Source organism: Variovorax sp. S12S4, from assembly GCF_023195515.1.
GTDB lineage: Bacteria > Pseudomonadota > Gammaproteobacteria > Burkholderiales > Burkholderiaceae_C > Variovorax.
Window position 1 is genome coordinate 1,566,920 of record NZ_JALPKR020000002.1, and the last position, 24,953, is coordinate 1,591,872.

The 24,953-nt window shown below is 63.7% G+C and carries 22 protein-coding genes and 1 pseudogene; 14 read left to right on the forward strand and 9 right to left on the reverse strand.

What is annotated here, in order from left to right:
* Positions 1–46 precede the first annotated feature (46 nt).
* The 3 genes from M0765_RS07975 to M0765_RS07985 all read left to right on the forward strand — a co-directional run bounded on the left by M0765_RS07975 (position 47) and on the right by M0765_RS07985 (position 4,009).
* A complete protein-coding gene (locus M0765_RS07975; protein ID WP_258502985.1) occupies positions 47–1,195 on the forward strand; it encodes a PepSY-associated TM helix domain-containing protein in 1,149 nt (382 codons plus the stop codon).
* Between the two features lie 80 nt (positions 1,196–1,275).
* A complete protein-coding gene (locus M0765_RS07980; RefSeq protein ID WP_258508179.1) occupies positions 1,276–3,414 on the forward strand; it encodes a TonB-dependent receptor family protein in 2,139 nt (712 codons plus the stop codon).
* A gap of 34 nt (positions 3,415–3,448) precedes the next feature.
* Positions 3,449–4,009 carry a YaeQ family protein gene (locus M0765_RS07985; protein ID WP_258502986.1) on the forward strand — a complete coding sequence of 187 codons (561 nt, stop codon included), beginning with the start codon at positions 3,449–3,451 and terminating at the stop codon, positions 4,007–4,009.
* A gap of 14 nt (positions 4,010–4,023) precedes the next feature.
* On the opposite strand, the gene M0765_RS07990 is transcribed toward M0765_RS07985, so the two are convergent.
* Together M0765_RS07990 and M0765_RS07995 are read right to left on the reverse strand one after the other, a co-directional pair.
* On the reverse strand, positions 4,024–4,329 hold the full coding sequence (locus tag M0765_RS07990; protein ID WP_258502988.1) for a putative signal transducing protein: 306 nt from the start codon (positions 4,327–4,329) through the stop codon (positions 4,024–4,026).
* Between the two features lie 13 nt (positions 4,330–4,342).
* The gene (locus M0765_RS07995; RefSeq protein ID WP_157616416.1) at positions 4,343–4,810 is read right to left on the reverse strand and encodes a DUF3717 domain-containing protein; all 468 of its coding nucleotides are present in this window, start codon (positions 4,808–4,810) and stop codon (positions 4,343–4,345) included.
* Between the two features lie 481 nt (positions 4,811–5,291).
* Here M0765_RS07995 and M0765_RS08000 point away from each other — a divergent pair, with 481 nt between their 5' ends.
* From M0765_RS08000 to M0765_RS08010, 3 genes are all read left to right on the forward strand, one after another.
* Positions 5,292–6,035 carry a TerC family protein gene (locus M0765_RS08000; RefSeq protein ID WP_258502989.1) on the forward strand — a complete coding sequence of 248 codons (744 nt, stop codon included), beginning with the start codon at positions 5,292–5,294 and terminating at the stop codon, positions 6,033–6,035.
* A gap of 81 nt (positions 6,036–6,116) precedes the next feature.
* Entirely contained in the window at positions 6,117–6,581 is a 465-nt protein-coding gene (locus M0765_RS08005) for a hypothetical protein (protein WP_126749590.1), read from the forward strand.
* 97 nt (positions 6,582–6,678) lie between these two features.
* A complete protein-coding gene (locus M0765_RS08010; RefSeq protein WP_258502991.1) occupies positions 6,679–7,032 on the forward strand; it encodes a phage holin family protein in 354 nt (117 codons plus the stop codon).
* Positions 7,033–7,065: 33 nt separating this feature from the next.
* On the opposite strand, the gene M0765_RS08015 is transcribed toward M0765_RS08010, so the two are convergent.
* A complete protein-coding gene (locus M0765_RS08015) occupies positions 7,066–8,631 on the reverse strand; it encodes a M48 family metalloprotease (RefSeq protein WP_258502992.1) in 1,566 nt (521 codons plus the stop codon).
* Positions 8,632–8,685: 54 nt separating this feature from the next.
* On the opposite strand from M0765_RS08015, the gene moaC reads away from it, so the two are divergent.
* Complete coding sequence (gene moaC / locus M0765_RS08020) at positions 8,686–9,168, forward strand: cyclic pyranopterin monophosphate synthase MoaC (RefSeq protein ID WP_028258305.1); 483 nt, start codon at positions 8,686–8,688, stop codon at positions 9,166–9,168.
* Positions 9,169–9,186: 18 nt separating this feature from the next.
* Here moaC and M0765_RS08025 read toward each other — a convergent pair whose 3' ends face one another.
* On the reverse strand, positions 9,187–10,659 hold the full coding sequence (locus M0765_RS08025; RefSeq protein WP_258502993.1) for a PglL family O-oligosaccharyltransferase: 1,473 nt from the start codon (positions 10,657–10,659) through the stop codon (positions 9,187–9,189).
* Positions 10,660–11,053: 394 nt separating this feature from the next.
* Here M0765_RS08025 and M0765_RS08030 point away from each other — a divergent pair, with 394 nt between their 5' ends.
* The 7 genes from M0765_RS08030 to M0765_RS08060 all read left to right on the forward strand — a co-directional run bounded on the left by M0765_RS08030 (position 11,054) and on the right by M0765_RS08060 (position 19,073).
* Positions 11,054–11,533: a type IV pilin protein gene (locus tag M0765_RS08030; protein WP_274708770.1), complete on the forward strand. Its 480-nt coding sequence runs from the start codon at positions 11,054–11,056 to the stop codon at positions 11,531–11,533.
* A 7-nt stretch (positions 11,534–11,540) separates the two neighbouring features.
* On the forward strand, positions 11,541–12,149 hold the full coding sequence (locus tag M0765_RS08035; RefSeq protein ID WP_258502995.1) for a GspH/FimT family pseudopilin: 609 nt from the start codon (positions 11,541–11,543) through the stop codon (positions 12,147–12,149).
* Positions 12,143–12,607: a type IV pilus modification PilV family protein gene (locus tag M0765_RS08040; protein WP_258502996.1), complete on the forward strand. Its 465-nt coding sequence runs from the start codon at positions 12,143–12,145 to the stop codon at positions 12,605–12,607. Before M0765_RS08035 ends, M0765_RS08040 begins: the two co-directional genes overlap by 7 nt.
* Before the next feature lies 1 nt (position 12,608).
* Positions 12,609–13,748, forward strand: coding sequence for a PilW family protein (locus M0765_RS08045; RefSeq protein WP_258502997.1), 1,140 nt, complete (start codon positions 12,609–12,611; stop codon positions 13,746–13,748).
* A gap of 8 nt (positions 13,749–13,756) precedes the next feature.
* Positions 13,757–14,455: a pilus assembly protein PilX gene (locus tag M0765_RS08050; protein ID WP_258502998.1), complete on the forward strand. Its 699-nt coding sequence runs from the start codon at positions 13,757–13,759 to the stop codon at positions 14,453–14,455.
* A 42-nt stretch (positions 14,456–14,497) separates the two neighbouring features.
* A complete protein-coding gene (locus M0765_RS08055; RefSeq protein ID WP_258503000.1) occupies positions 14,498–18,406 on the forward strand; it encodes a pilus assembly protein in 3,909 nt (1,302 codons plus the stop codon).
* Between the two features lie 100 nt (positions 18,407–18,506).
* Complete coding sequence (locus M0765_RS08060; RefSeq protein ID WP_258503001.1) at positions 18,507–19,073, forward strand: energy transducer TonB; 567 nt, start codon at positions 18,507–18,509, stop codon at positions 19,071–19,073.
* A gap of 589 nt (positions 19,074–19,662) precedes the next feature.
* Here the strand turns inward: M0765_RS08060 and M0765_RS29185 are convergent.
* From M0765_RS29185 to M0765_RS08090, 5 genes and pseudogenes are all read right to left on the reverse strand, one after another.
* Positions 19,663–20,142, reverse strand: a complete 480-nt coding sequence (locus M0765_RS29185) for a pilin (protein ID WP_342455991.1) — start codon at positions 20,140–20,142, stop codon at positions 19,663–19,665.
* Between the two features lie 204 nt (positions 20,143–20,346).
* Positions 20,347–21,150, reverse strand: a complete 804-nt coding sequence (locus tag M0765_RS08070) for a 3',5'-cyclic-nucleotide phosphodiesterase (RefSeq protein WP_258503003.1) — start codon at positions 21,148–21,150, stop codon at positions 20,347–20,349.
* 29 nt (positions 21,151–21,179) lie between these two features.
* Positions 21,180–23,439 (reverse strand): annotated as a pseudogene (locus tag M0765_RS29410) (CHASE2 domain-containing protein).
* A gap of 26 nt (positions 23,440–23,465) precedes the next feature.
* Positions 23,466–24,116 carry an FHA domain-containing protein gene (locus M0765_RS08085; protein ID WP_258503006.1) on the reverse strand — a complete coding sequence of 217 codons (651 nt, stop codon included), beginning with the start codon at positions 24,114–24,116 and terminating at the stop codon, positions 23,466–23,468.
* Positions 24,117–24,186: 70 nt separating this feature from the next.
* On the reverse strand, positions 24,187–24,921 hold the full coding sequence (locus tag M0765_RS08090) for a Stp1/IreP family PP2C-type Ser/Thr phosphatase (RefSeq protein WP_258503007.1): 735 nt from the start codon (positions 24,919–24,921) through the stop codon (positions 24,187–24,189).
* Between the last annotated feature and the right edge of the window lie 32 nt (positions 24,922–24,953).

A 24,953-nucleotide genomic window follows, 5' to 3' on the forward strand; every position in this document is an offset into this window, starting at 1 on the left:
CGCCAGCCAACAACCGTGACGGGACGCCTCGAAGTCCCCGTTGTTCATGCGCGCCCCCCTGAGACGCCTCTGGCTCAAGATTCACCGCTGGATCGGCCTTTCGCTCGGACCGGTACTCGCCCTCACGGCGCTGCTTGGCGCCGTGCTGGTGGTGGCCTTGCCGATCGATCGCTACGCGCATCCCGCCTTTTTCGTCGCGCGAAGCGCGGCCGATGCGGGAACAGCAACGGCCCCCGCCGCGCTGCCGCTCGAGCCGCTGCGCCAGCGCATCCTGGCCGAGTTCGGTCCCACCACCAACTTCACGCTGCGGCCACCGCGCAAGCCCGGCGAAACGCTCTGGGTGTACGTGCGCGGGCCGTGGGAAGGCACGCTCTACCTTGACCCGACAACCGGGGCTGAGCAAGGCCGGCGCGGGTCTCACGAAGGCGCCTACAACCTGCTGTTCGAACTTCACAGCAGCCTGCTGCTGGAAGACACGGGCAAGGGCATCCTGGCCTTCGTGGCACTGGCCTACCTCTTCCTGCTGGTCACGGGCGTGGTGCTCTGGTGGCCCACGCGCTGGCCGCCTTCGCTGCGCATCGTGCTGAACCGCGGGCTGCTGCGCGGCTTGTTCGATTTGCATCGCACCGGCGGCGCGGTGCTCGGGCTGCTGATTGCGGTGTCGATCTTCACGGGCGCCTACATGGCCTGGCGTCCGCTCGGCAACTTCATTTCAGCCGCGGTCGGGCAGCAGCAGGTCAAGCCGCCCGTGGTGCCCAAGGGCCCCGCGTCAGGCCCCCGGCTTTCGCTCGACGAGCTCGTCGCACGCGCCCAGCAGGTGTTTCCGGGCCAGCCGATCGGCTACGTGCAGGTGCCGGCCAAGCCCGACCGGCCGCTGCGCGTGCGCTTCCGGCTGCCCGACGACCCGCATCCGAACGGCATCGGTTCGGCCTGGCTGCATCCGCTGACGGGCGAGGTGCTGGCGGTGCGCCGCTGGCAGGACCTGGACGTGGGCAACGGCGCGGTGGTGGTGATTTACCCGCTGCACACCGGCGAGCTGGGCGGGCTGGTGCACCAGGCGGTCACGGTGCTGCTCGGCCTTGCCCTTTGCGGCCTGGGCGTGAGCGGCGTCTGGCTCTGGTGGCGGCGCCGCGCGGTGGCCGCGGCGGCAGCCCGCGACCGGGCACTTTCCGGCAGCACCCGCACCACGTCTTGAGCGGAGCGCCGCAGCAGCTTTCGATTATTGATATCCGAGGAGAAACCTTGTTCAAGCAGAAAAAGTGCGCCGCGCTGGTCATGGCGCTGTTTCCCATCAGCTTCCAGAGTTTTGCGGCCGACGCGGAGCCTGCCGATGCCGCATCGGGCGCTAAATCGCTGGAGGCGGTGACCGTCACCGGCGACTGGCTGGGCTCGCCCAACGAGACCAAGGTGCTCGAGCATCCGGGCGCGCGCAGCATCATCGAGCGCAAGCAGATCCAGGAAAGCGGATCGAGCAGCGTGCGCGACGTGCTGCGCCAGGTGCCCGGCGTGCAGGTGCAGGAGAGCAACGGCACGGGCGGCAGCGACATCTCGCTCAACGTGGGCGTGCGCGGGCTCACCTCGCGGCTGTCGCCGCGCTCGACCATCCTGCTGGACGGCGTGCCGCTGGCCTATGCGCCCTATGGCCAGCCGCAGCTGTCGCTGGCACCCCTTTCCCTTGGCAGCCTGGAGGCGGTCGACGTGGTGCGCGGCGCGGGCTCGGTGCGCTACGGCCCCCAGAACGTGGGCGGCATCATCAACTTCGTGACGCGGGCGATTCCGAAGCAGTTCGCGGGCGAAGTAGGCGTGGGCGTTGAAAGCGCCAGCCACGGCGGCGGCCTCAAGACCACGCCCACGCTGTTCGTGGGCGGCACCAACGAGAACGGCCTGGGTCTTGCGCTGCTGTATTCGGGCACGCACGGCGACGGCTTTCGGCAGAGCAACGACCACACCAGCATCAACGACCTGATGCTGAAGGGCGCGTATCGCATCTCGAAGACCGACGACATTGCCGTGTCGCTGCATCATTTCGAAGGCAAGGGCCGCATGCCCGGCGGCCTGACGACGGCGCAGTTTGCGGCCAACCCGTTCCAGTCGGACCGCCCTTTCGACGAATTTTCCGGACGCCGCACCGACGGCTCGATCAAGTACACGCACAACGACGGCGTGAACAAGTTCGAGATGCTGACCTACTACACGGACTCGTACCGCAGCAGCTACCTCGAGCAGGAAGGCACCGGCGCCAACACCGGCCGGCGCCGGCTCACCACGGCTCCGCGCGACTACAAGACCTTTGCCATCGAACCCCGCTACTCGCGGCTGATCGATTCGGGCAGCGTGGTGCAGGAAGTGAGCGTGGGCCTGCGCTACCTCAAGGAAGAAGCCTCCGAGGTGGCAACGCGCAGCAGCTACTACACGCCCACGCCCGGCTACAACGCCTACACGCGCGCGCAGCCGGCGTACCAGACCAGCAAGGGCGGCACGACCGCGCATGCCTTCTACATCGACGACCGCATCGACTTCGGCAACTGGACGATCACGCCCGGCGTGCGCTACGAGTCGATCCGCTCGCACAACGATGTCTTCACCGTGGCAAACAACCGGGTGACGGGCGCGATCTATCCGAAGATCGATTCGAACGAAGTGCTGCCGACGCTGTCGGTGCTCTACCGCATGAGCGAGCGCTGGTCGGTATTTGCGAACGCCGGCGTGTCGTTCGGCCCGCAGCAGTACGCCCAGCTTGCGCAGTCCACCACCGGCCTGCATCCCGAGAAGGCGAAGACCTACGAAATCGGCACGCACTACAAGGGCGAGACCTGGAGCGGCGAGCTGACGCTGTTCAACATCAATTTCGACAAGGAACTGCAGCTGGCCCGCTCCATCACCGGCGACGTCGGGCAGTGGACCGACCTGGGCGCCACTCGGCACCGCGGCCTGGAGTCGGCGCTGCGCTACGACATGGGCAGCCTGAGCGATTCGCTCAAGGGCCTGTCGCTGTCGGCCACCTACACGTACACGCAGGCCACCTCCAAGGCGGGCGCCTTTGCGGGCCGCGACCTGCCGTTCTACTCGCGCCAGGTGGCAACGCTCGGCGCACGCTACGAGCGCGGGCCGTGGACCTTCAACGCCGACGTGTACGCGCAATCGAAGCAGCGTTCACCGGGCTCGCCCGACGACGGCGCGAACTACATCACGCTCGAAGATTCGACCGGCCGGCTCGGCAACATTCCGGGCTACGCCACCATGAACCTGCGCGCGGGCTACGACTTCGGCCCCTCGATGAGCAACCTGAAGCTGGCCGTGGGCGTCAAGAACCTGTTCGACCGCCGCTACTACAACCGCTCGGTCGACAACAACGGCGGCAAGTACGTGGGCCAGCCGCGCACGCTGTACCTGCAGGCCTCGGTGGCGTTCTGACGGCGCCCGTGGGGGCGCATACACTCGCGCACCCATGGCCCTCAAATCCACCATCTTCAAGGCCGCCCTCGCGGTGGCCGACATCGACCACGGCTACTACGCCGACCATGCGCTGACCCTGGCGCGCCACCCGAGCGAGACCGACGAACGGATGATGATCCGGCTCGTCGCGCTCGCGCTCAATGCCTACAAGCTGCAGGACGTGTGCCAGGGCGACGGCACGCTGGCCTTCGGCGCGGGTCTGTCGAACGTGGACGAGCCCGATGTGTGGCTGCGCGATTTCACGGGCGAGACCAAGCTGTGGGTCGAGGTCGGCCAGCCCGAGGACAAGCCCATCATCAAGGCCTGCGGCAAGTCGGACGAAGTGATCGTCTACTGCTTCAACCATGCCGCCGAGATCTGGTGGCGCGGCATCGAGAACAAACTCACGCGGCCGCAGAACCTGTCTGTCTATCGCGTGCCGACGGAGGCCTCGCAAGCGTTGGCCGCGCTGGCGCAACGCAGCATGCAGCTGCAGGCGACCATCCAGGAAAACACGCTGACGCTGGGCGACGGCACCCACAGCATCGACGTCGAACTGCTGCGCTGGAAGTAAGCATTCAACAGGCGCTAGGCCGCCGGCATCATTGCGCCGCAGTGCCAGCACTGCTCGAAGCCGCCTTCGATCCGCTCGCCGCAGGCGCACTGCCAGTTGCGCTGCGGCCGGTGCTGCGCCGCATGCAGCACCTGCTGCGCGCGCTCGAACTGGGTTTCGTCGTCGATCCAGATTTCCGGCAGGCACTGGTCGGGCGGCAGTTGGCCCATCACCGCGCCGAGAAATTCACGCTGAACGGTTGCCTCGACGCCCTCCTCGCGCAGCGCATGCACCCACAAGGTCGCGATTGCGAGGTTCGGCGCTTGGGCGAGGCGGCGCATGCGTGGGCCTCTTTCAGGGCGTGTCGTCGGGGCCGAGGGGCTCGGCGGGATCTTCGTCCGGCCATTGCGGCGGCTCGGCTTCGCGCGCCCGCTCGGCGTATTTGTTGAAGCGCCAGGCCGTGTCTTCCATGGTGATGCGGCGCCACGTGACGCGCTTTTCGGCCGGCGACATGGCGGGCCAGTGCTGCACCTCGTCGAAGCTGCGGCCGCAGCCCTTGCATTGGTCGTCGCCCTGGCTCGTGGAGCAGATGGCGATGCACGGCGTGTCGGGCGTGCTGTGGTACCAGTCGAGCCAGGCGGCCCAGGCTTTTTCAGGGAAGCCCTGCTCGTCGACCTCGTCTTCATGGTGGAACACCATGAGCGCATAAACCTCCGCGAGCGCGCGCAATTCGGGCGCCAGCGTGATGCCGTCGGGCGAGGGACTCTTCTCGCGCCAATGGTTGATGGCGGCCTCGATGTCTGTGATGTGAATGGCGGCCATGGGAGAGAAAAAACAGCGAGCGGCGATCATAGTCCGGCAATGCCCCGCAGCCGCTGAAGGTTATGTGCGCTACCAAAAATGAAGCGCCGGAGGCCCTGTTCGCGCGCGTTTTGGCGCGTCATCCCCAACCCGCAGAAAACTTTTGGTTGCCAGGGCGGGGGCTCGATGATCTAATCCCCCACGAAGGGGAGTAGCTCCCGACTGCCGTCCAACGGCGGAAAACGCCAGGTCGTCAATACGAAGCACAACACTTCCGGCCTGTCGGGCAACGCGTGCCTGCGGTATGCGCTGTCGAGCAAGACCTTCGATTTGAACCTGTGCAGGTTTGATCGAAGCGTTCCTGAATTCCCGGTTCCACCACCGGTCTTCGTCATGCTTCGAACAGCCCGCACGGGATGAATCGAAACGAACGAATGCGCCAAACTGCCGCCATTCCTCTTAGGATGGATGGCCGAATGGCGCGCGAAGACAAGAGGAACCTATGGAACAGTTCATGGCCCCGGAATTCTGGGTCGCGGTCGGTCAGATCATCATGATCGACATTCTTCTCGGTGGCGACAACGCCGTCGTCATCGCCCTGGCTTGCCGCAAGCTTCCGCCTGCGCAGCGCACCAAGGGCATTCTCTGGGGCACCGCCGGTGCCATCGTGCTACGCGTGATATTGATCTTCTTCGCGCTCACGCTGCTGGCGATTCCGTTTCTCAAGCTGGTCGGCGCCGCGCTGCTGGTGTGGATCGGCGTCAAGCTGCTGGCCCCCGACCATGACGATGCGCACGGCAACATCCAGGGCAGCGACAAGCTGTGGGCCGCCGTGAAGACCGTCATCGTGGCCGACCTGGTCATGAGCGTGGACAACGTGATCGCCATTGCCGGCGCCGCTCAAGGTGCCGGCCAGGGCCACCAGATGCCGCTCGTGATCTTCGGCCTGCTGGTGAGCATTCCGATCATCGTCTGGGGCAGCCAGCTGGTCATCAAGCTGATGGACCGCTTCCCGATCATCATCACGATCGGCGGCATGCTGCTGGGCTGGATTGCCGGCACCATGGCGGTGTCCGATCCCGCGCTGTCGAACACCGCGGCCTGGACCTGGGTGCCGAAGGTGCCTCAGAGCGACACCGTCAGGTACGCCGCCGGTATTGCCGGCGCGCTGCTGGTGCTGGTCATCGGCAAGCTGGTGGCCATGCGCCGCCCGAAGCACGCCGAAGAAGCCGCGACGACGAGCTGATCGCCCGCAGCCGCCATCGGAGAAAATGCTCTTCCTCTATGGAACAGTCTCTGCCACTCTAACTACTTGAAGGAGCGCCTCATGGAAAAGATCATTCTCTATGTCGACGACGCTGGCTATGCCGCCGAGCAGTTCGCAGAACTCGCACCGGACGCCGGCAGCGTCGTGGCGCGCCATTGGGTACTGGTGGCCTGCGCTCCGCGCATGACGCACCGCATCAGCAAGTGGGTGAGCCACAGCGCGCGCGAAAACTGGCGCGCCAAGTGGTTCAGCAAGGTGCAGGCGCAGCTGCTGCCCATGCTGGAGCGCAATGGCGGGCAGGTGACGGCGGTGCTTGCCAAGGGCCCGCTGACCGAACTGACGCAGCAGCTCAAGCGCGAACATGCGGCCACGCACGTGGTCGATGCGCGCCGTCCCAAGATCGGTGTCGACCTGGAGCCGGTCACGCACGAGCAGACGCCGCCGCGCCAGTCGGGCTGGGCGTTTCCCGGTGCCGTGATGGGCATGGGTGCGCTGCTGGTGCTTGCGAACGAACTGGCCGAATAAGCCGCCGGTTCAACGCTGCGAAACGTCCCCTGACGAGCCCCGGTGCGGCAACGCCCGGGGTTCGTTGTTTTGGAGCCGCTGGGGTATCCTGCGGCGCATGCGAATCATCATCAAATGGCTGCTCAGCGCCGTCGCGCTGCTGGCGGTGGCCTATCTCTACAGCGGCGTCCAGGTCAACAGCTTCGGCTCCGCGCTGATTGCCGCCGCGGTCATCGGCCTGCTCAACATGATCGTCCGGCCAGTGTTGGTGGTGCTGACGCTGCCGGTCACCATCGTCACGCTGGGGCTGTTTCTGTTCGTGATCAATGCGCTGCTGTTCTGGGCCGCATCGGGCCTGCTGGGCGGCTTTCAGGTCAGCGGCTTCGTCGCGGCGCTGATCGGCTCGCTGATCTATTCGCTGCTGGGGCTGATCATCGAAGCCGCGCTGGGCGGGCTTCTTTCGAAGCGCTGAGCGAGAGCTCCCGCTCGCGTCACCCGACCCGGCTCAGCGCAGCGGCGGCTCTTCAGCCTGCCGCTTCACCATCGCTTCCACCGCCCGCGCACGGGTGTCGATGATCGACGCCTCGTAGTGGTCGATGGGCGCACCGGGCTTGCGCACCAGCTCCTGCGCGGCCTTGAAGCGGTCGCGTGCAGCGGGGTAGTCGAGGATGGCCACGTTCGCTTCCGCATCGGCCCGCACGGCGCGCAAGGTGTCGTTCTGTGCGCCGTAAAGATTGGCCAGCGCCCGCCAGGCAGTGGCGTCGCGCGGATGCGTGGCCACCCAGTCGCGCAGCACGGGCACCATGGGCGCAGGCTGGCGGGTGGCCACGGCGGCCTCGGCTGCGAGCAGCATTTCCGGCCGTTCCCTGGATTTCACGTCGAGCAGGGTGGCGGCCTTGGGAGCACCGCCGCCGGCGAGTTCGATTTCGGCGTTGAGCCATCGCGCCAGCTTGGCGGCGGATGCGTCTTCGGCGGTGCGCGCAGTCAATCGCTCGGCCAGTGCACGCGCCGATCTGAAATCGCGCAGCTCCTTGGCCGACAGCGCTGCCGCGTAGAGCGTGCCGGCCTGCTGGGCCGGGCTGCTCCTGGCGAACTCGCCGCTCGAGGCGGCGTCGACCCAAAGCCGCAGCACATCGACACCCGGCCGCGTGAGCACCCGCGCGCGCGCCGCAATCATCGCGTGGTCCATCACCAGCGGCATGGCCGGGGCCGCGTCCATGCGGAACTGGAATCGCCCCTGCATGTCCGAAATGCGCTCCGAGGTGAGCGGGTGGCTGCGCAGATAGGGGTACGAGCCGTTGTCGTTGAGGCGCGCGGCGTACTGCAGCTTCTCGAACATGGTCGCCGCGCCCTGCGGTGCAAAGCCCGCCTGGGTCATCACGCCAAAACCGACACGGTCGGCCTCGCGCTCCATGTCGCGCGAGAAGCTCAGCTGGTTCTGCATGAAAAGCGCCTGGCTCCCCATGATCACGGCCTGGCCCGCATCGGCGTTACGGCTCTTGCTGGCCGCGATCATGCCGAGGATCAGCCCCGCCAGCATCAGCGGCATCTGCTTGCCCTGCCGGCTCATGATGCGCGAGATGTGGCGCTGCGTGACGTGCGAGAGTTCATGGCCGAGCACCGTCGCCAGCTCGTCGCGGCTGCCCACGGTGGCAATCAGGCCCATGTTCAGCCCCAGGTAGCCGCCCGGCAGCGCAAAGGCGTTGATGTTGCGGTCGCGGCCCAGCAGAACGACCCAGGCAAAACGCTCGTCGAGCTCGGGCGTGAGCTCGCCGCGCTCGCGTGCGGCAGTCATCAGGCGCTGCCAGATTTCCTGCACGTACGCGCCGACCACCGCGTCGTCGATATAGTCGGTGTCGCGATAAAGCTCGCGCGCAATCTGGTCGCCCAGCTGGCGCTCGGCGCTGGCCGTCATTTCGCCGCCGTCGCCCAGCCCCGGCAGCACCTGCAGCTGCGCGCGGGCAGGCACCGGCAACAATACCTGGCAAGCTATCAAAACAGTAGCGCACAACGACCGCAAAGCGGGCGCGGCAGAACTTTTTTTCTTGGCAAAAGGAGTCAAGCGCGGCATTCCTCGTCCATGGCTCGGGCTCGTATGATGCACCTCCACACCGAACGTTCACACATGAGCTCCCTCACCCATTTCGACGCTCAGGGCCAAGCCCACATGGTCGACGTCGCGGCCAAGCCCGCAACCCACCGCGTGGCCGTGGCCACCGGCCGCATCGAGATGCAGCCCGCCACGCTGGCGCTGATCGAATCGGGCACCGCAAAGAAAGGCGACGTGCTCGGCATCGCCCGCATTGCCGGCATCCAGGCCGCCAAGAAAACCAGCGACCTCATTCCGCTGTGCCACCCGCTGGCGCTCACACGCGTGGCGCTGGCGTTTGCGTTGGCCGAAGAAGGCAACGCGCCGCAGGTGGTGTGCACGGCAACGGTTGAAACCGTGGGGCCGACAGGCGTCGAAATGGAAGCGCTGACCGCCGTGCAGGTGGCGCTGCTCACGATCTACGACATGTGCAAGGCGGTGGACCGCGGCATGCGGATCACCGACGTGCATGTGCTCGAAAAGCACGGCGGAAAGTCGGGGAGCTACGTCGCTGGTTAGCCTGCCAGCTAGGTAAATCTAGGGCGACCGCGCGTCGACTGGCTGGCCCCTCAGCCACCGCTCGTATTCCACCGGAAAGGCGATTCGGAAGCGCTCCGCCTGTTCCCAGGCCTCTTGGTCCCGCCCCGTCAGTTCGGCGCTTTCGATCAGCTTGACGATCACGCGCGGCTCGGGCGAGAAATGCAGGGTGCGCGCGGCCAGGGAATGCATTTCGGCGGCATTGGCAGCGGTCACCCGCGTGAGCGTCAGTTCGGCAAAACCCACCTGCCGTACAAAGAGCCAGGACTTCTTCGCCTTGGCCAGCGTGTCGTCTTCGTAAGCCGGCAAACGTTCGTCGCGCGGCAGGTAGATCTGGCTGATGCGGATGTAGTCCCAGGTGGCATAGCCGACCACAATCGCCAGCGCAGTGGCCGCCACGGCGGGCAACACCGGCGCGTTGAGCCACCTGGCTTTGAGCCGTTGCCGCGACGAGACAACTCGCACCGGCCACAGCATTCCCAGGCACAGCCCGAACACCAGCTGGAACGGCCCATACCAGAGCGGATATTCCAGCAGGCTGTGCAGCACGATCGCCCCCAGCATGCCCCACGCCATGAGCCGCGCCGGGTCGCGCTCGCGCCAGGGCCGCGCCGCCAGCACCATCCAGATGAACCCGCCGCAGATCAGCACCGATGCCGGTATGCCCAGCTCCACGGCCAGGTGCAGCGGCAGGTTGTGCGCGTTGTCCAGAATCTCCGGGAACCGTGGCCCTGAATACAGCGTGCTGTAGTGCGCAAAGGCCAGCTCGCCCCAGCCCCACCCCGTCCACGGATGCTCGGAAATCAGCGTGAGCACATTGCGCCAGAGAATCACTCGCGTGTGGTCGCCTGGGGCGCCTTCTTGCAGGCGGCGCATCATGCCTTCGACTTCGCTGGCGGTGAGTTGGGGCAGCACCCATGCGATGGCGAAATAGATCGGGATCATCGCCAGCAGCACGAGCGGCGGCGGCAGGCTGAAATGCTTCCTGTCGCTTTCAGGCGCGCTGCGGCGTTCGCGCCACGCGATCAAGGTTGCGACGCCTACGATCGATAGCAGCTGAAGCAGGCCGGTGCGCGACGTCGACGCCGCCGCGGCCACCAACAGCAGCGAAGCAGCCAACACCAGCCAACGCCTGATCTGCACCGACGGCTGCGTGGCGTGAATCCAGAGTGCTGCCACCAGCGCCATGCTGATCAGCGTGGCGAACTGGTTGCGCTGGCGCAGGTTGCCGTATGCCTGGCCGAGCGCGGGCGTGGTGGTCCAGGGCACCAGCGGTTCGGCAAGCCCGTAGTACTGGAGCAGGCCGAGGACGGCGCTGACGAGGCCGGCCGCGAGGATGCCGGTCGCCAGTACCGCTGGGGCGTAGGGGCCGCCCCGGGCGATGCCGGCGCCCACGCAGGCGGTTGTTGCAATGGCGCCCAGCACTACGACGGCGGGCAGCCACAGAGCGGGCGAGCCGTGAGAGGAAAGCATGACCACCGCCATTCCGGTCGCTAGCCAAGCCCAGATGCCCCGCGCGGGCGCGCCGGGAGGGATTGCGAGAAGCAATGCTGCAAGGCAGATCCAGGTGGCGAACAGCTGCCAAACCTGGACCGAAGGACCGGCCACGAGGGGGCAGAGAAACGGGAGCGCGACCAAGCCGGCCCCCAAGGGACCCACTGCTTTTGACGGAAGTGCGGCCGCCTCGACGGGCGCAACGTGGGAAGTCATTCCGCTAATTGTGCCGACCGGCCGGGCCGACGAATGGCAGTGAGCGGGAGACGAGCGGTTTTGCAAAAAAACACAATTAGAGACATTCTTTGACAACTGTCTGCAACTGTTGCCGCCCCTCTGGCGGAAGGCCTGAAATCGGTCTGAAAGGTGTCTCTTGAAGAAACAAGCAAGCTTTTTGCGTCGCGCTTCTCAGGCGCGACGCGGTTCGTGTGGCTTTACGTTGATCGAAGTGATGATCGTTGTGGCAATCATCGGTATCTTGGCTGCCGTCGGAGTGCCGGCCTACAACGACTATGTGCGCCGTGGGCAGTTGCCGGAGGCTTTCAATACGCTATCCACCTATCGGGCAACGATGGAGCAGTATTACCAGGACAACCGAAGCTACGGTCCTGCCGGGACGAATTGCGCTGCCAATGCAGCGGCCGCGTTCACACCCTCTGGCGCCAAATACTTCAGCTACAGCTGTTCAACTTCCAACAACCAGCAGAACTATGTGATCACTGCCACTGGAAGCGCAGGACAAGCGGTCGGTCACACCTACACCATCAATCACAACGGCGATCGGACTACCACCCAGTTCAAAGGCAGCAACGTAACGCAATCTTGCTGGCTTACGAGTGCTAGCACCTGCTGATTGAGCTATGGCGATCACCATGCGACAACGCGGCTTCACACTGGTCGAGCTCATCGTCACCATCGCGGTGCTGGCACTGATCCTTTTCTCAGTCATGCCGAACATCAGCACATGGCTGGAAAATACCCGTATACGCAACGTTGCCGACTCGCTGCAGAACGGGCTTCAGCTGGCGCGCGGCGAAGCCGTGCGTCGCAATCAGAACGTGTCGCTCTGGCTGGTGTCGCTCGACGATCCGGCCGTGCTGAGCGATGACTGCTCTCTCTCAGGCGCCAGCGGTGCCTGGATAGTGAGCGTGAATTCGCCGATTGGACATTGTGCCGACGCTCCGTCAACGACCAGTTCTCCCATGATCGTTACAGGTCGCCCGTCCGGGGACAGCAGTGGAAGAGTCTCCGTCACCGCGATTCAGTCCGCTGACGGGTCCACCGAAGGCACAAGCGTTACTTTCAACGGTTTTGGCCGCATTGCCAACAGCGATGCCATTGGACAGATTGACGTAACCGGTACCAGTGGCACCAGGGCATTGCGAATCGTTGTCTCGCCTTCAGGCGCCGTACGCATGTGCGAGCCGTCCATTGTCGACAGCACTGCAAAGGATCCCCGCAAATGCTGAATCGAGTGAATCGCAAGCCGGTGCACGGCGGAATCAAGAACGCGCGCCGCCCATGTGAAGTCCGTCGCTCTCAAGGTATCGCATTGATTGAAGTGCTCGTAGCCTTGCTGATCTTCATGCTTGGGGTGCTCGGGCTGGTCGGCCTGCAAGCGTCGATGACGCGTGCCCAGACCGATTCCAAGGTACGCGCCGACGCCGCCTACCTAGCCAGTGAATTGAATGGACGCATGTGGTCCGACCTTACAAATCTGGCTGGTTACAACGGCGCCGGATGCGCCGCGCAAGCTCGATGCAGCGAATGGCAGAGCAAAGTCAGAAGCAGCCTGCCTAGTGGGAGCGGAGCCGTCACCGTCAATGCAAGCTCTGGCGATGTCGCCGTCACCATCAGCTGGACGATGCCGAACGGCGAAACGCACCAGTACGTCACGCACACCACCGTCTCCAAGGCTGCGAACTGAGATGCGCACCGCTAAATACATCCTCTCCAAGCATCCTTCCCAGCGGGGTTTCACCCTGGTCGAGCTCATGGTCGGCCTTGTTTTGGGTCTGCTCACAGTGCTGGTCATCAGCCAGGTGCTCGCGCTCGCCGAAGGCAAGAAGCGCTCAATCACCATGGGCAGTGACGCGCAGGTCAATGGTGCGCTATCGCTTTTCACCCTTCAACGCGATGTGCAGATGGCGGGCTACGGTGCGGCGGCAAGCCCAGATGCACTCGGCTGCTCAGTGACGGGGAAGTACGACGCGGGCGGCGCGTCATTTGTCTTTCCGCTGGCACCGGTCGTTATCACCAACGGCAGCAGCACCGACACCGACGCGCCGGACATGATCACTGTCTTGCAAGGCCGAACCACAAACTTCTCGGCCCCCATGGTCCTCAAGGAAGACCACCCACAGTCCAGCAACTACTTCGAGGTAGCGTCCTCATTCGGCGCCGTGGTCGGCAACATGATGATCGCCGTGCCAAAAATACAGGGTACCGGCCTGGGGTGCACATTGTTCAGCGTGACAAACGACACAACGTCCCCAGCCACGACGCTGGGACCCACACGCGTACCTCACGCCGCCACCGCTGCGAGCAAATGGAACCAGAACAGCATATTCCCGGAGAGTGGATACGTGTCGGGCAGTTATCTGCTGAACATGGGTTCGATGGTCTATCGCAGCTACTCCGTCAGTAGCGCCAATAGCCTCCAAATGGTCGAACGCTCCCCTGTAAACGGGGCGCTGACGAACCCGCCGTTGGAACTCTATCCGCAGATCGTCAACGTCCAAGCCATGTATGGCAAGGACACCAATGGCGACGGCGTTGTCGACACATATGACAACACCACGCCCACCAGCAACGCGGGCTGGCTGCAGGTGCTCGCGATTCGTATTGCAGTGGTGGCACGCAGCAATCAGTACGAGAAGGAGACGGTCACCGCGGGTCCGCCTCAGTGGGACGTCGGTGCGAACGCCACCATCGCAGGCACCGCCACCTGTCATGGGACCAGCAAGTGCCTTGGGCTGAAGGTGAGCCACGTCCCCGAGTGGGAGCACTACCGCTTCAAGGTCTACGACACGATCGTGCCTCTGCGCAATGTTCTCTGGAATTCCTGAGCCATCCCATGCAAATCAGACTCTTGAATCTCTCCCAACGTCGGCGCGCTCAACGCGGCGTCTCACTGCTTTTCGCTCTGCTGACCCTGGTCGCGCTTTTGCTTGCAACATTGGCGCTGGTACGTTCGGTTGACACCAGCACGCTGCTGCTGGGCAACATGGGTTTCAAGCAGGATGCCACTTCGTCCGCAGACCAGGCCGCGCGCCAAGCCATTGACTGGTTGACTGCCAACAGCGCCAGCCTAAACACCGACGCTGCTTCGAGCGGCTACTACGCAAGCACGCAAGAGCTTGCCGCCGATGGCATTACGGCAAAACCACCGATCGATGTAACCGGTCGGCAACTCGCCGCCAGCAACAACCGCCAACTGATCGATTGGGATGGGAATAGCTGCCAGTCAGCCACGACCGGCACGTACAACGGCTGCACCGTAACGACCGCGGATGCCGGCACCATCAACAACAACGACGCCCGCTTTGTCATCTTCAGGCTGTGCTCCAAACCGGGCAACTACCTCACAGATGCAAGCATCAGTTGCGCCAAGCCAATTTCGAGCAGCGGTGCCAGCGTTACCAAGAAGGGCGAAATGAACTACGCCGAGCAGCCTTTTGCCGGTGGTGCATCCGGACCGTATTACCGGATCGTGGTCCGCGTGCTGGGCGCGCGCAACACAGCCAGCTTCACCGAAACCATTGTCCATTTCTGATGAGGGAGCGCCAATCCGGCGCCAGACGGAAAACCCAACACCATGAAAAATAGACTCACTCCTGTCCTCAATCGAAAGCCCCAAAGGCAGGCCATCTGCTGTGCGGCAATGGTCTGTGCATTTCTGGTGGGTTTGTTCGCCCCCGTTGTCGAGGCAGCCTCCACAGACCTGTCGAACCAGCCGATGGCCACGCTGCCTGCCGTTCAAGCCAAGCCGAACCTGTTGTTCGTCCTGGACGATTCGGGGAGTATGGACAACGACTACATGCCGGACCAAATGACCAGTGGCAGGTATGGATACAGTTCCGCGCAATGCAATGGCGTGGCCTACGACCCCACCATGACCTATTCGCCACCGCTCAATGCGGACGGAACGACTTATCCCAATGCGGTTTTTACAGCCGCACGCGACGATGGCTACAAAGCGGCGAATCCCACCACCAATCCCACCACTGATCTCAGCAACCGGGTCTATTACACCTACAGCGGTACTCAGCCCAAGATGGGCTGGGCCTACACGAGCGAGGGAGCTGTCCGGAACACGTTCTATAACGAATGCAGAACCGCGACCACCTCAGCGACCACGCTCTTTCACCCAGTGAGGGTCACCAGCGCTTCCGCCGAAGCTCAAAACTACGCCAATTGGTATTCGTACTACCGCAAGCGCTACCTGTTGATGCGCACCGCCATGGGCCGGGCGATTGCGGCGCTCGACTCGAGCTACCGCGTTGGCTTCAGCACAATCAGCGATGGAACCGCGGTGGATGGCGAAAACCATTTTCGCGATGTTAAAGATTTCGATATTGCGCAAAAAACCAACTTCTACAACAGCCTCTATAGTGCCTCGCCGAACGGGTGGACACCTTTGCGCTCGGCCCTGTCCAAGGCGGGAAGGTATTTTGCGAACAAGGCTCCTGAGCAGAGCTACGACCCCGTCCAGTACTCCTGCCAACGCAACTATGCGCTCCTCTCGACGGACGGCTACTGGAACAAGACCAAGGGCCTGAAGCTCAACGGTACCAGTGAGATCGGGCAGCAAGACGGTACCGAGGCTCGCCCGATGCGGGACGACGCCCAAGTCATCGTCACAACCGTGACGCCCTACACCCAGGCGCTGACGAGAAACTCGGTTTCCACGCAGACGCAAACCAGAACCTGGACGCGCACCTCCACCACTGTTTCATCAACGCCAAAAGCCAGCAATCCGAACAGGGGGCAGTATGCCGTCACCACGCGTACGAATCAGCGCTACACCGAGACGCAAACCCGGACCCGTACGACGCCTCAATCCGCAACCTTGTCCTACTCCGAGACGGTAGTGACAACCGACGGTGTCGAGACTTCCAGAAGCACCAGCACGCCAGTCACTTCCACCTGGACCAGCACTGCGACACCGACCGAGTCGCTCACAGGCGATGGCCCTCCCACCGCCAGCAGCAGCTTCACGGCCGGAACCGCAAACACAACCTACCAGACAGCTAAGGGCGACAACGTAACGGTCTATTCGACTCCCGTCGCAGGAACCTGGAGCGCATGGTCTACACCGGCAGCCATAACCAACTCGACGCCGGTTGCCCAGGCTCCTGTTACAGGCACGCCAACCCAAACGCAGTCCACCTCAGGGGGTACCGGCAATACGCTGGCCGACGTTGCCCAGTACTACTTTGCAACGGACCTGCGCACCAGTGCGCTCGGCAATTGCACTTCGAGCAGTTCCGGCAGCAGCCAAGATGTTTGCAGCAACATCGTGCGCCCGGTGGGAAGTGACAGGGCTTCATGGCAGCACATGAATTCGTTCACCATCGGTCTTGGCGTGAGTGGCACCTTGCCTTATGACAAGAACTACCTGACCCAGACGGCCGGCTCCTATGTTGACCTGACCAGCGGCAGATTGAACTGGCCGGTGCCCGAAGGCGCGGACCTGAATGACGGCGAGGGCGGCAACGCCACAAACGTGGACGACCTGTGGCACGCAGCCGTCAACGGCCGCGGCCAGTATTACTCGGCACTCAATGCCAGTGCGCTGAGCGAAGCCATCAACGGCGTCGTTACATCAGTGCAACAGGTTTCGGGGTCGGGTGCCACGGCATCGACCAGTTCGCTCCAACTGGTGGCCGGGGACAACAACTTGGTCTTCCGCGCCAGCTACACCACGCAGCTTTGGACCGGCGATCTGCAAGCCTTTGCGATCAATGGTTCAACGGGCGTCATCGCGAATACCGCCACGTGGTCTGCGCAGGCAAAACTCGATGCGACCCCCGCTTCGGATCGCAGGATCTACTTCAGCAACGGTTCGGCCCTTCGGAGCTTCGAATATGGGAACCTGAGCACCGCACAGAGAGGTTACTTCGACAATTTCTGCAGCCAGAGCCTCATTGCCGCGCAGTGCGCGGTGCTCTCGGACAACAACAAGACGCTGGCCAATAATGGCGCCAATCTCGTCGACTACCTGCGCGGCGTACGCACCTATGAAACGGCCAGCGTCGACGCGTCAAACAACAGCATTGCCGCGCTCTATCGCAAACGCGAACACGTGCTAGGCGACATCATCAATGGCGCCCCGGTCTATGTCGGAAAGCCGCCCTTCCGCTATGCCGACGCCGGCTACGCCGACTTCGTTACGGCGCAATCAACCCGCGCGCCCGTGGTGTACGTTGGCTCGAACGACGGCATGCTACACGCCTTCTCGGCCGCCAGCGGCAGCGCAGGGGGCACTGAGCTCTGGGCCTATGTTCCGGGCGCAGTCATGCCCAACCTCTACAAGATGGCTGACACAAGCTATGGCTCGAAACACCAATATTCCGTGGACGGAGCGCCGGTCATGGGCGACATCAAAATCGGCACGACCTGGAAGACCATTGTTGTCGGCGGCCTGAACAGCGGCGGCCGCGGCTACTACGCACTGGACATCACCGACCCCAACGATCCCAAGGCTCTTTGGGAGTTCACCGATCCCAACCTGGGCCTGAGCTTCGGCAACCCGGTGATTGCAAAACGCAGCGACGGCACTTGGATCGTTGCATTTACCTCCGGCTACAACAACACCAATGGCGACGGCAAAGGCCATCTCTATGTTCTGAACGCCAACACCGGTGCCCTGCTGCTGGACATTCCCACCAGCGAAGGCAGCAGTGCGGACCCAAGCGGCCTCGCAAAAATCAACGCCTGGATTGAAAGCTCCAGCGACAACACAGCCAAGCGCTTCTACGGAGGCGATCAGCAAGGCAACCTCTGGCGCTTCGATATAGACGGGCTCCTGCAGCCCAACCGGGCAGCGATGCGGCTCGCGAAATTCCAGATCAACGACTCGACCCCGCAACCCATCACCACAAAGCCGGAGACCGTGGAGATTTCAGGCAAGCCAGTAATCGTGGTTGCGACTGGCCGGTACTTGGGTTCGTCAGACATTGCGGACTCGACGCAGCAAAGCATCTATGCGGTGAGGGACACGCTGACCGCCACGGGCTGGAGCGACGTGCGCGCCGACACTGAAAACTTCGTCAGGCAGACATTCACGCTGAATGGTCCTGCGGCAACGGCAACATCGGCTTCGGTATCCAACACGTCGGTCAACTGGGCGACCAAGGGCGGGTGGTGGATCGATCTGCCGCATTCGCGTGAACGCGTGAATACCAACCTGGGCCTGCAGTTCAGCACCCTGTCGGTTGCCACCGCCATCCCGAACGGCGATGCTTGCGCGTCGGGCGGCACGGCTTGGCGCTACTACCTCAATGTGGCCAATGGCGGCGTCGTCACAACCAACCCGGCTGGCGGGCTCTTCAGCACCGACGGGCTGATCATGGGCATGACCTGGGTGCAGGACAGCAACGGCAATGCCCGCATCATTTACCAGAAGAGCAATGGCGACAACGTTATAGAGACGCCGCCGGTAGCGACATCGTCCGGCTCGGGCAGCGTGCATAGAACTTCCTGGCGCGAGCTGGTGGACTGAACCTCAATGAGATAAAGATAGCGGTTTCGGCCCGACAGGCTGGGCAGGGTCGGGCCGGATAAGGATGCGATACGTACTTCTTGTGAGCGCAATACTCTCCATGACGCTTCACGTTGCAGTACTTTCGATACGGATTTCGCCCGTTGACTCGAAAGATGCCGTGGATGGGAGTGCCGCATCCGCCGTCATTCGGGTACGAGCGACCTTACTCCTTCCACCCTCACCTCCGTTGCCGGTTCGCGAGTCCCTTCAGATCAACAAAGCGATTCATGCGCCTGACCGCGCATCCCTTCCGGCCTCCGGGCAAAAACACTCGACAGAAGCGCTGCCCCCGACGCCTCCGCTCTCGATTGCGGCCGAAGTCGATACCGGCATCTATATGACACGGAGTCAACTATCCGCGCCGCCGGTCGCCAAAACGGCCATCGTGCTCGAACCTCCGCCGGGCCAGCTAGTAGCCGGCCGCGTTGCTGGAATTCTGTTGCTCTTCATTGACGAGCAAGGTCGCGTCCAGCGCGTCGATGCTGAAGAGTCGGCACTTCCTCCGGCGTTCGAGCAAGCTGCACGCGAAGCTTTCATGGCCGCGGAGTTTTCTCCCGGGGAGATCGACGGCCGCGCAGTCAAGTCGCGGCAGAGGGTTGAAGTGGTCTTCGACTTCACCCCCTGACGCGGAACGAGGTGCGTACGGTCCGTACCTCGAACCTTTTCGGCACGAACAATACATTTAGCAGCGAGCCGATTGTCCTCTTGGCTGCCACGACGTAGCAATCCGTTAGCCTAGCTAGCACGGTACACAGACCGTGCGAGCCCGATCACACGTCAGGGCACATTGTATGCAGCCAAGGACGTGCGGCAAAGCTCGAGGCCTCGTGTGATCGCAGCTGCAGTGCCAACAAAAAAATCCTTCCGAACGCCGACGGTGTAACCTGAACAGAAGATTTCACATCGCTGAAGATCCAGCGTCGCGGTGCCGTTGAATGGAGGCTTGGTCGATATCGGGAAGAATGGCCGTGAAGTGCCGCCGCGATCGAGCGATCTTGACGCTTAGCGTTTCAAGACCTACCTGCGTCGGGCTCCTCTTTCTGTCTGATCAGTTACCGCGAGCCCAAAGTCGTACATGTAGTCTTGACCCGTGTTCTGAAGACTGCTTTCGTCTGCCCTGTGTTCCCTTGAAGAAAAGCGTCAGTCCAATCAGAGTGATTCACGCAGACGAAAAAAAGCCGCCCGAAGGCGGCTCGCTGGCAGACCGTATTAAATTACGGGCAATCGCCTTGGCCAGGCTTCAGGCCCCTGGTCGAATTGCAGATCGTGCCCGATTGAGTGAAGACCATCGTGGGTTGGCCGGCAGCAGGAACCGTCGGGGTGAGAATATAGGTCAATGCCGTGCCGCCAGCGTCCGTTGCGCCGGTCGTTGCGTTGATGGCACCCGTTGCTGCGGTGATGGTTACAGCGGAAGTGATGTTTTTCGTCGTGGCGGTCGGGGTATTGGGGATTCCATTCGTGCCCAGCGTCACGCAATTTGCAAGCACGTTGCCCTGCTCAGACATGCAAACAGCAAAGGCTTGCTTGAAGGCTGTCATTTCAGCAGCAGCGCCAGCTGCACGCGTACGCGATGTGTAGTCAGAGTACTGAGGAATAGCAATAGCAGCCAAGATACCGATGATCGCCACAACGATCATCAATTCGATAAGGGTGAAACCCTTTTGCACGTTGCGTGCGATAGAACGACGGTTCATTTGAAAAAACTCCAGGTTGGTTTGTACAGCCCGGGAACCAAGCCCGGAGCTCAGTACCTACCGCAGCATCCGTGCCACCTGGTTTCGGGCCTCTGGCCGACGAAACCGGTCACTTCATGCGTACACAAGTTACATCGAGTGACACAAAACGCTTGCAAAGGCTCCAAAGCGTGACAAATTTGTCATGCCAATCCTGGTTGCGGCTCAAAAAGTCAGCACCCCATTCGCCTTCAACCACCGGATATCCCGCTGCGCCAACCCCGGCACCTGGTGCCCGGCGAGCAACTGAATTTGGCTCATGATTTCTTCCGTTTCCGCCGGCTTCGTGTGCGTGATGTAGATCGGGTACTGCTTGCCCGGATCGATATGCGCCAACTCGTCGGCCAGCACATGCGGTGACAGGTGCAGGCTGCGTTCGGCCAGCGCCTGCTCCCGGTTGCTGAAGGCGGTTTCGATGACCAGCATGGCCACGTCGAGCGCATTGACACGGTCCCAGAAGGGGGCGTTGCGTTCGGTGTCGCCGGTAAATACCCAGTTGGCGCCGCCCTCGGCGCGGCACACGGCAAAGCCGCAGGCGGGCACGGTGTGCACGGCGGGAAGCACTTCGATGCGCTTGGGGCTTGCGCTGCCAAGCTGCAGGATCTGGCCGACTGTTATGTCGTGAAAGCTTACGAAAGGCGCCTGCGGGCTCGGAATGGTCTCGAAGTCCGGCCAGATGACGTTGTTGAACACATGGGCGCGCAGCGCCTCGATGGTGGAGCGCAGGGCGTGTACGCGCACGGGGCGGGTACGGCGAGCGCCGACGGCGTCGAGCATGAGGGGGAGCGCGGCGATGTGGTCGAGATGGCAGTGAGTAAGCACTACGTCGTCGATGCCGGCCATTTCGTCGAGCGTGAGGTCGCCCACGCCGGTGCCGGCATCGACGAGCAGGTCGGTGTCGACCAGGAAGGATGTGGTCCGGCAGTCCTTGGCGATGGCGCCCGAGCAACCCAGCACGCGAACCTGCATTGTGAAAGACCCCCTGCTTGTGCCTGTCGTCATTTGGTTTCGAACCGGGTTGCGCCGTCCCATTCAGGGTCGTAAGGCCGCAATGCCATGGAGGCTAATCGCTGGGCGTAGAGCTGGTAAAGGACTTTTTGGCATCCGCTGCGAGCAGCGGGTCCAACAAGTTTCGGCCCGCAGCCCAGTCCTGTCGGCGGTAGGCGTCCAGAACGCCGGCCCAGCGGTGCAGTTGCTCGGCTTGCTGCTGCGCGGCGGCGGTTTGGGGTGCGGCGTCGGGTGCGAGAGGAGTGAACACGGTAATGGCCTGGGCCTTGCCTTTGACGAGCACGCTGTCGAGCTCCTGCCAGAGAAAGCCGGGCGCGAGTTCGCGGGTGGCGCCGCTGGCGACGATTTCCACGCCGTAGTGCGCGCTCAGGCCTTCGAGCCGCGACGCGAGGTTGACCGCATCGCCCACGACGGTGTAGCTGCGCCGCGCCGCCGACCCCATGTCGCCGACGCTCATCACGCCGCTGTTGATGCCGATGCCCACGCTGATCTGGGGGCGCCCGTCGGCAATGTGAAGCTTGTTGATGTCGCGCACGGCTTCGGCCATTTCGAGCGCGGCGCGCACGGCAAGGGTGGCGTGGTCGGGGGTGTCGATGGGCGCGCCCCAGAAGGCCATGACGCAGTCGCCCATGTATTTGTCGACGGTGCCGCGGTGCGCGCTGATCACGCTGGTGAGCCGGTTGAACAGGGTGTTGAGAAAAGCCTGCAGCTCGGCCGGCGTCATCTGTTCCGAAAGGCGGGTGAACTCGCGCATGTCGCAGAACATGACGGTCATGTTCTTGCTCTCGGCGCGCATGCTGTAGCGGCCGGGGGTCACGAGCATTTCGTCGACGAGTTCGGGCGGCACGTAGGTGCCGAAAAGCCGCGCCAGCCCGCGCCGCGCGCGGGCCTCGATGAAGTAGCCCCAACCCATGTTGAAAACGAAAGCCAGCGCCGCCATGGCCAGCGCCGACGCCAGCGGGAGCACGAGGCTGTGGTTCTGGTAGAGCCAGGCGTTCACGCCGACCAGCACGGCGACCGTGACGATTCCCAGCACGACGGCGCGCGGCGCCGGCAGCAGCGTGAGGCCCAACGCCAGCACGAGCCCCGCGGCCAGCACGTTCAGCACCTCGTAGCCGGGCGCGTAGTCGGGCACCGCGAGCAGGCGGCGGTCGAGCATGGCCGACACCACGTTGGCATGCACCTCGACACCGGGAAACGCAGCGCCAACTGGCGTGGCGCGCAGGTCTTGCAGGCCCGGCGCGGTAGCGCCCACAAGCACGATGCGGCCCTTCAGTTCGCCCGGCGCGAGGCGGCCCTCGAGCACGTCGCTAGCCGGCACATAGCGGAACGAGCCGCCACTCGCCCCGCCCGGACCGCGGAACGGCACCTGCATGCTGGCTGTTGCGTCGACCGGCACGCGCAAGCCGCCCACGATGAGCGATTGCAGCCGGGGCACGGCGCCGCCCGATGCAAAGGCCGGCAGCACGGGGGCGTGCCATTGGCCAGCCTGTAGACGGCCAGGCCCAACGATTCGTAATACCCTGGCCGGCCACGGTCACCCTCATAACGGGCGATGAGCGGCACGCTGCGGATGATGCCCTCGTCGCCGGAGCTGACCAGCGTGTTGAGAAAGCCCGAGGCCGGCGCGGCGGCCGCCAGCACCGGAAGGTTGGCGCCGAAGCCGTTCCACTCCGTGGCATAGCCGTGGTCCGCCGGAAATGCTTCGGGCGGCAGCAGCGGCGCCCCCGGCAACTGGCCCTTGGCGCTGGGCTTTTCGGTTCGCGTGAAGTAATAGCCGAGCGCCACGCGCTGCCCGTCGAGCGATCTCGCAAAGATGGCGTCGTTGTCGAGCGATGGCGCCACGCGTTCGATTTCGCCGGCAAGCCCCGGCATGTCGCGAAGCGGGCCGCGCGCAATCTGCCGCAGCTTGTCGAGGCCGGAGCTTCGGTCCGGCTCGACGAACATCACGTCGAAGCCCAGCACCGCCACTTGCTGGCGCCCCGTGAGTTCCCTGGTCAGCCGGGCCAGCTTGTCGCGCGCCCAGGGCCATTGCCCCTGCCGCGCCAGGCTGGCGTCGTCGACGTCCACGATCACGATGCGGGGGTCGAGCGTGCCCGGCATGGTGGCGCGAAGGCGGGTGTCGTAAATCAGGTGGTCGAGGTGGTCGAGCACGCTCAGGCGCCAGGCGCCGGTGGCGTGCGCCAAGGCCAGCAAAACCGGCAGCAGGGTAATGACGATGCGTGGCCAATGCCGCCGGAGCGCATTCATGGCGTCGGCGCTACGCGGGCCTGAGTTCAGACCCGCACGAACTGCATGCGCGTGGCGCCGCCGAGTTCCAGCACGTCGCGTTCCTGCAATCCGACGGCATCGGTACCGAGGGGATTGCCGTTGAGCCTGACCTCGCCCATGACGCTGGCCGCCACATAGCCTTGGCGCCGGCGCGTGACAACCGCCACGGCAACGCCGGGCTTGCCGATGGTGGTGACAACCTTCTGCAGCGGCAGGTCCTGGCCGCCGCCGGTGTCCGAGAGTTCACGCAGCACCGGAACGCCCAGTTCGACCAGCGCGCCGGCTTCGGTCGGTGCGGACGAGAGGGGAATGGGGGACGAAAAATCGTCCGACACGTTGTGTACCGAGCCCGCGCCGGGCTCCAGGTTGTTGCGGGCGCGAAAGTGAATGCGGCAGCCGCCGAGCTCGATGACGTCGTTGTCCTTGAGCACCTGCTTCTGGACGACGAGCGCATTGACGTAGGTGCCGTTGGTGCTGTTGAGGTCTTCAATTTCGACTTCGCCGCCGCGCATGTGCAGCACGGCATGCTCGCCGCTCACCGCCAGGTTGTCGATGACGATATCGTTGTAGGCGCGCCGTCCCAGCGTGGTGCGGTCCTTGGCGAGCGCCACTTGTTCGATGACAACGCCATCGATCGAAATGATCATTTTCGGCATTGCCGACTCCCCGATTTACAGAAATTGGTTGGTGGCAGGCGGAACAACGGGCGGTCGCTCGGGCCTGGGGCTAGGCGGCAGCAGGCGCATCGCCGACGCGCGCTTTTGCCAGGACAACGGAAATGTTATCCCGTCCGCCATTGTCGTTTGCAATTGCAACCAAAAGTGATGCTTTCTGCTGAAGTCCGACATCGTGGTTCAAAAGCGTGAAAAGCTGCGCATCCGAAATCATCTCGCTGAGTCCGTCGGAGCACAGCATATACAGGTCGTCGGGCCTTGCGGTGTGCTCATGCATTTCGAGCACCACCTGCGCCTCTACACCCACCGCCCGGGTCACGAGGTTGCGATGGGGCGAATGCAGCGCCTCCTCGGCGGTGATTGCGCCCGCGTCGAGCTGCTGCTGGCGCAGCGAATGGTCGCGCGTGAGCTGCTCGAGCTTGTTGTTGCGAAGCCTGTAGCAGCGCGAATCGCCGATGTGGCCGACCAGCACGCGCTGGGGCCGGAAAGCCGCCAGCACCAGGGTCGTTCCCATGCCCTGCAGCTCCTCGTTGGCAATGCCGGCTTCGAGAATGGCCGAATTCGCCTCGTCGGTGGCGGCCTGCAAGGCACGCCGGATCACCCGCGCGGGCGCCTGGGGGCCGGCTTGCGCGAACCACCGGGCAAAACTTGCGTGCACCAGCGACACGGCCATGGCACTGGCCACTTCGCCGCCCTTGTAGCCACCCATGCCGTCGGCCAGCACGGCAAGGCCCAGCGCCGGATCGACATGGAGGTCGTCCTCGTTGTGGGCGCGCGCCCGCCCCACGTCGGTGAGCGCGGCGAACTCCCAGGACAGCG

Bases quoted from the DNA above. Each gene is read 5' to 3' on its own strand.
- M0765_RS08015 (WP_258502992.1), bottom strand. From the start codon at position 8,631: ATGCCGCGCTTGACTCCTTTTGCCAAGAAAAAAAGTTCTGCCGCGCCC.
- M0765_RS29185 (WP_342455991.1), bottom strand. From the start codon at position 20,142: ATGAACCGTCGTTCTATCGCACGCAACGTGCAAAAGGGTTTCACCCTT.
- M0765_RS08055 (WP_258503000.1), top strand. From the start codon at position 14,498: ATGAAAAATAGACTCACTCCTGTCCTCAATCGAAAGCCCCAAAGGCAG.
- M0765_RS08010 (WP_258502991.1), top strand. From the start codon at position 6,679: ATGCGAATCATCATCAAATGGCTGCTCAGCGCCGTCGCGCTGCTGGCG.
- M0765_RS08070 (WP_258503003.1), bottom strand. From the start codon at position 21,150: ATGCAGGTTCGCGTGCTGGGTTGCTCGGGCGCCATCGCCAAGGACTGC.
- M0765_RS08000 (WP_258502989.1), top strand. From the start codon at position 5,292: ATGGAACAGTTCATGGCCCCGGAATTCTGGGTCGCGGTCGGTCAGATC.
- M0765_RS07980 (WP_258508179.1), top strand. From the start codon at position 1,276: ATGGCGCTGTTTCCCATCAGCTTCCAGAGTTTTGCGGCCGACGCGGAG.
- M0765_RS08005 (WP_126749590.1), top strand. From the start codon at position 6,117: ATGGAAAAGATCATTCTCTATGTCGACGACGCTGGCTATGCCGCCGAG.
- M0765_RS07995 (WP_157616416.1), bottom strand. From the start codon at position 4,810: ATGGCCGCCATTCACATCACAGACATCGAGGCCGCCATCAACCATTGG.
- M0765_RS08040 (WP_258502996.1), top strand. From the start codon at position 12,143: ATGCTGAATCGAGTGAATCGCAAGCCGGTGCACGGCGGAATCAAGAAC.
- M0765_RS07975 (WP_258502985.1), top strand. From the start codon at position 47: ATGCGCGCCCCCCTGAGACGCCTCTGGCTCAAGATTCACCGCTGGATC.
- M0765_RS08045 (WP_258502997.1), top strand. From the start codon at position 12,609: ATGCGCACCGCTAAATACATCCTCTCCAAGCATCCTTCCCAGCGGGGT.
- M0765_RS08060 (WP_258503001.1), top strand. From the start codon at position 18,507: ATGACGCTTCACGTTGCAGTACTTTCGATACGGATTTCGCCCGTTGAC.
- M0765_RS08035 (WP_258502995.1), top strand. From the start codon at position 11,541: ATGGCGATCACCATGCGACAACGCGGCTTCACACTGGTCGAGCTCATC.
- M0765_RS08085 (WP_258503006.1), bottom strand. From the start codon at position 24,116: ATGCCGAAAATGATCATTTCGATCGATGGCGTTGTCATCGAACAAGTG.
- moaC (WP_028258305.1), top strand. From the start codon at position 8,686: ATGAGCTCCCTCACCCATTTCGACGCTCAGGGCCAAGCCCACATGGTC.
- M0765_RS07990 (WP_258502988.1), bottom strand. From the start codon at position 4,329: ATGCGCCGCCTCGCCCAAGCGCCGAACCTCGCAATCGCGACCTTGTGG.
- M0765_RS08050 (WP_258502998.1), top strand. From the start codon at position 13,757: ATGCAAATCAGACTCTTGAATCTCTCCCAACGTCGGCGCGCTCAACGC.
- M0765_RS08025 (WP_258502993.1), bottom strand. From the start codon at position 10,659: ATGCTTTCCTCTCACGGCTCGCCCGCTCTGTGGCTGCCCGCCGTCGTA.
- M0765_RS07985 (WP_258502986.1), top strand. From the start codon at position 3,449: ATGGCCCTCAAATCCACCATCTTCAAGGCCGCCCTCGCGGTGGCCGAC.